At 71.9% G+C, this 5,124-nt stretch carries 4 protein-coding genes; 2 read left to right on the forward strand and 2 right to left on the reverse strand.

Going from position 1 to position 5,124, the window contains the following annotated elements; all coding sequences use genetic code 11:
- The first annotated feature begins 144 nt into the window (after positions 1-144).
- Positions 145-2,100, forward strand: coding sequence for an acetoacetate--CoA ligase (locus tag E1284_RS38225; RefSeq protein WP_131945025.1), 1,956 nt, complete (start codon positions 145-147; stop codon positions 2,098-2,100).
- Positions 2,101-2,103: 3 nt separating this feature from the next.
- Here the strand turns inward: E1284_RS38225 and E1284_RS38230 are convergent, their stop codons facing one another.
- Positions 2,104-2,760, reverse strand: a complete 657-nt coding sequence (locus E1284_RS38230; RefSeq protein ID WP_165965593.1) for a Uma2 family endonuclease — start codon at positions 2,758-2,760, stop codon at positions 2,104-2,106.
- Between the two features lie 78 nt (positions 2,761-2,838).
- Entirely contained in the window at positions 2,839-3,435 is a 597-nt protein-coding gene (locus E1284_RS38235; RefSeq protein ID WP_131945027.1) for a hypothetical protein, read from the reverse strand.
- Between the two features lie 181 nt (positions 3,436-3,616).
- On the opposite strand from E1284_RS38235, the gene E1284_RS38240 reads away from it, so the two are divergent.
- Positions 3,617-5,124 (forward strand): serine/threonine-protein kinase (locus E1284_RS38240; RefSeq protein ID WP_131945028.1); only part of this gene is annotated, 1,508 nt, incomplete at its 3' end.

Consider the following 5,124-nt stretch of genomic DNA (forward strand, 5'->3'; position numbering starts at 1 on the left):
GGGTGTTCGCGGACGGGGGTTTCGCCTGGGATAAGGCTGGGCGCCGAGCGCGTAGCGGCGGGCGGATCGGGCAGGTTGCGCGGTGTGCGGGCCGGGCCGATATTGAGATGGCCGCGTACCGTGGCGCGGCGGGGAGGGAGCGAGATGGCCGGTGGGGTTTCCGAGGGTTCGGCGCTGTGGGAGCCGTCGGAGGAGGTCGTCGCCGGCGCGCGCGTGACCCGGTTCATCCACTGGCTGTGGGAGCGGGGCGTCCGCGCGGAGTCCTACGACGAGCTCTGGCACTGGTCGGTCACCGAGGTCGACGCGTTCTGGGACGCGATCTGGTCGTACTTCGACGTCGTCGGCGAGCGCGGCGACGGCCCCGTCCGGACGGGCGGCCCCATGCCGGTGGACGGCCTCGCATGGTTCCCCGGCGCCACCGTCAACTACGCCGCCAACGCGCTGCGCCGGGCCGGGGAGACCCCGGACGAGACGGCGGTGATCTTCCGGTCGGAGGCCGGTGGGCACCGGGTGCTGACGTACCGGGAGCTGGCGCTGCACGTCGCGGAGGTCCGCGCGGGCCTCGCGGACCTGGGCGTCGGCAGGGGCGACCGGGTCGCCGCCTATGTCCCGAACATCCCCGAGGCGCTGATCTGCTTCCTGGCGACGGCGTCCCTCGGCGCGATCTGGTCCTCCTGCTCGCCCGACTTCGGATCGTCCTCGGTCATCGACCGGTTCGCGCAGATCGAGCCGAAGGTCCTGATCGCCGTGGACGGCTACGCCTACAACGGCAAGCGGTTCGACCGGCGGGACGTCGTCGGTGAGATCGAGGCCGCCCTGCCCAGCCTGGCCGCCACCGTCCTGATCCCGTACCTCGACCCGGCGGCGACCCCCGAGGGGCTGCGGGTGGGCATGCACTACGGCGAGCTGCCCCGGCCCGACTGCGACACGCTGGAGTTCGAGGACGTCCCGTTCGACCACCCCCTGTGGGTCGTCTACTCGTCCGGCACGACGGGTCTGCCCAAGCCGATCGTGCACGGGCACGGCGGTGTGGTCCTCGAACACCTCAAGGCACTGTCGTTCCACCAGGACCTCGGCCCCGAGGACGTCTTCTTCTGGTTCACCACCACCGGCTGGATGATGTGGAACTACCTCATCGGCGGCCTCCTGGTGGGTTCCACCATCGTCATGTACGACGGCGCCCCGCTCGACCTGTGGTCGCTGGCCGCCGACAACGGCGTCACCTACATGGGTGTGGGCGCGCCCTATATAACGGCGTCCGCCAAGGAGGGCCGCCGTCCCGGCGAGGAGCACGACCTGTCCGGGCTGCGCGGCATCGGCTCGACCGGTTCGCCGCTCCCGCCCGAAGGGTTCGCCTGGGTCTACGACGCGGTCGGCAAGGACCTGCTGCTCGGCTCCTTCTCCGGCGGGACCGACCTGTGCACCGGCTTCGTCGGCCCGTCGCCGCTGCTCCCGCTGCGCGCCGGCGTCATCCAGTGCCGCGGACTCGGCGCCAGGGTCGAGGCGTTCGCCGAGGACGGCAAGCCCGTCGTGGACGAGGTCGGCGAGCTGGTCATCACCGAGCCGATGCCCTCGATGCCCGTCTTCTTCTGGAACGACGAGAACGGCGACCGCTACCGCGACTCCTACTTCGACATGTACCCGGGCGTGTGGCGGCACGGCGACTGGATCAAGATCCAGTCGGACGGCGGCTGCGTCATCTACGGCCGCTCCGACTCCACCCTCAACCGCGGCGGCGTCCGCATGGGCACGTCCGACTTCTACCGGGTCGTCGAGGCGTTCGAGGAGATCACCGACAGCCTCGTCATCGACACCGGCCGCCTCGGCCAGGAGGGCCGGCTGCTCCTCTACGTCCAGCTCGCCGAGGGCGCGGACCTCACCGACGACCTGGTGCGGAACCTCCGGCGCGAGATCCGGTCGTCGCTGTCGCCCCGGCACGTCCCGGACGAGATCACCGCCGTCCCCGGCATCCCCCGCACGCTGTCGGGCAAGAAGCTGGAGGTCCCCGTCCGCAAGATCCTCCAGGGCACCCCGGTCGACCGCGCCGCCAACCGCGACTCCATGGCCAACCCCGAGGTCCTCACCCACTTCACCCCGTAGGGATCATTCGTCCCAGGGCTCCCAGAGTTCGGTAGTGATCTCAAAGCCGAGCGGTTCTGGGAGGCGGACGACGTCACCGAACTTCCAGGTCTGCAGTACCTCGTACGTACCCGCCCGTACGTCCGGTTCGCCGTAGAGGGTGACCCCGGGCATGCGCGGGTCACGGTCGACGAGCAGGTAGAACGGGATGCCGGAACGGGCGTAGCCGCTCCACTTGGTGGTGGCGTCGTGCAGGAGCTTCGGCGGCCGGTCGTCTTTCGCGTTGGACGGCGAGGTGACTTCGATCACCGCTTCGACCTCGTCCGGCAGCAGCCGCTTGGCCTTGCGTCGCCGAGTGTCCAGGCGCGTCTCCCGGTCGAGGATGTTGAGGTCGGGAACGCAGCCCTGCTCGGCCGGGATCAGGTTCAGGTCACTCGTGCGCGCCGCTGTCCAGCGAAAGGAGGGGTCGGTGGTCCGTGCGTCGTGCAGTGCATCGTGGATGTCGTCCAGGATGTAGTTGTGGTCCAGCGTTGGACTGGGGGACACGACGATCTCTCCTCCGATGACCTCGACCCGGGTGCCGTCGTCCGGGAGGTGGAGTTCATCGGCGAGTTCACCCCTGACCCATAGGGCGTAAGGGGTGTCCGACAGCGTGTAATGCGCAACGGCCGCTACTGCCATGACACTGAGCTCCCTGTTGATGACGGATGGTGACATCGTACGGGCGAGACGACTCCAGCGTACCGAGAACGCTGAATCTCAGCGGGTGCGGGAGGCGGCGTAGGCGAGGATGTCGCGGCGCCGGTAGAGGCGGCGGACGCGGCCGCCGCCCAGGGGCTCCACCTGGGCCGGTTCGGGCCAGCCGGCGGGCGGGCGCTTGGTGTAGACGGTGACGCTCGTCTGGGCGAGGCCGAGGATGCGGGCCGCGTCCGCCAGCGTGACGAGATCGTCGGGGTCCTCGGCGGCGGGCTGTTCGCCGAGGGCGCGGTACCAGGACGTCCAGGCGGCCTCGTCCCAGTACATGGCCTTGCCGGCGCGGTACGCGACGTCGGGATGGCCGTTGGACGCGCGGTCCGCCCACAGTTGCTTGAGGCGGTGCCGGCTGACGCCGTGCCGCGCGGCGAGATCGTCGCGGGTCGCGAGGCCCGTCGGGACCCCGCGGGAGCGGTGCGTCGCGTACCATCGGTCCCACTCGCCGGCGTCCCAGGCGAGCTGGGAGCCGACCGTCCCGGCCGGCTCGGGGTGGCCGTTGGACGCCCGTTCGCGGTACCACTTCTCCAGCGTGCTGCGCCCGAGCCCGTGCTCGGCCATGAGGTCGGCGCGCGTGAGGACGCGGCGCCCGTCGAGCGTTGCCATGCCTCCAGTCTCGCTTGTGTGACATCGTGCGCGGCGGTATCGCTGGGGGAAGTGACGCCATTAGGGTGGTACCCCGTCGGATCGGGTGAACTTCCCTCGGGGCTCGGGCGTCACACAGTCGGAGGGTGATCCGGGCCCGGACCAGACGGCCCGTCGATCGAGGAGAGGGACGGTTCCACGCATGGAGGTTGGGGCGCTGCGATCCGGTGACCCGGACCGGCTGGGGTCGTACGCCCTGATCGGCCGGGTGGGCGAGGGCGGTCAGGGCACGGTGTTCCTCGGCGTGGACGAGGACGGCCGGCAGGTCGCGATCAAGCTGCTGCACGCCGAGCTGACATCCGACGACAAGGCGCGCGCCCGGTTCCTGCGGGAGCTGGAGGTCGCCAAGCAGGTCGCGCCGTTCTGCACGGCCCAGGTGATCGACGCGGACGCCGACGGCGACCGCCCCTACATCGTCAGCGAGTACGTGCCGGGCCCGTCGCTGAACCAGCAGGTCCTGGACGAGGGCCCGCTCGACGGCGCGGCGCTGGACCGGCTCGCCGTCGGCACCGCGACGGCGCTCGCCGCCATCCACCAGGCCAAGATCGTCCACCGCGACTTCAAGCCGCACAACGTGCTGATCGGCCCGGACGGCCCGCGCGTCATCGACTTCGGCGTCGCCCGCGCGATCAGCGGCGCCACCACGCTCACCAGCCGGGTGATCGGCACCCCGTCCTACATGGCGCCCGAGCAGATCAGCGGCGACGAGGTCGGCACGCCCGCGGACGTGTTCTGCTGGGCCGCGACGCTGGTGTTCGCCGCGACCGGGGAGCCCCCGTTCGGGCAGGACACCATCCCCGCGGTGATCAACCGGATCCTGCACGAGGAGCCCGACCTCGGCGACCTCGGCGGGGCGCTGCGCGAGCTGGTGCTCGACTGCCTGGAGAAGGACCCGGGGCTGCGCCCCGGTGCGCGGCAGGTGCTGATGCGGCTGCTCGGGCACGAGGAGGGCGCGGGACGTCCCGCGCCCCGGTCGAGCGCCACCGACGAGACCGCGATGCTCGCGGCCGGGTCCGTGCGCGCCGCCGAGGCCGACGACGAGCTGTTCGACCCGGACCCGGTGTTCGGCGACGACCCGGTCTTCGACGATGACGACGCCGACGTGTTCGACGACCCGGAGTTGCCGGCCGCGGTGTTCCGGGACGGGGGCGCCCCGGTCGAGACCGACCCGGCCGCCGGCGAGGACGAGCGGCGGCGCGCCCCGGCCGGATGGGCCGCCGACGCCACGCTGCCGCCCGACCTCGTGCTCGTGGGCGAGCCGGGCGCCGGGGGCGGCCGCGGCGGGCTGCGGCACACGCTCGCCGGTTCCGGACGGTCCGCGGCGCTGGCCGGCGCCGCCGCGCTGTTCGTCGCGATCGTGGTGGTCTCGTCCGTGCTGATGCTCAGCACCGGCGACAACGGCAAGGCGGGGCAGAAGGTCAGCGACCCGAGCGCGCCGCCCGGGTCGAGCAGCGTCGTGCCGAGCATGGCGCCGCCGACGACGCACCGGCCGGAGCAGCAGACGACGAGCCCGTCGTACACGCAGAACCCCACCGGGACGACGTCGCCGTCCGACAGCCCGACGCCGTCCACCAGCCCGACGCAGCCGGACACCCCGACCACGACCGCGCCCACGAAGTCGTCGCCGCCGCCGGTCGAGCCCACCGATCC

It is taken from the genome of Actinomadura bangladeshensis (assembly GCF_004348335.1).
Taxonomy (GTDB): domain Bacteria; phylum Actinomycetota; class Actinomycetes; order Streptosporangiales; family Streptosporangiaceae; genus Spirillospora; species Spirillospora bangladeshensis.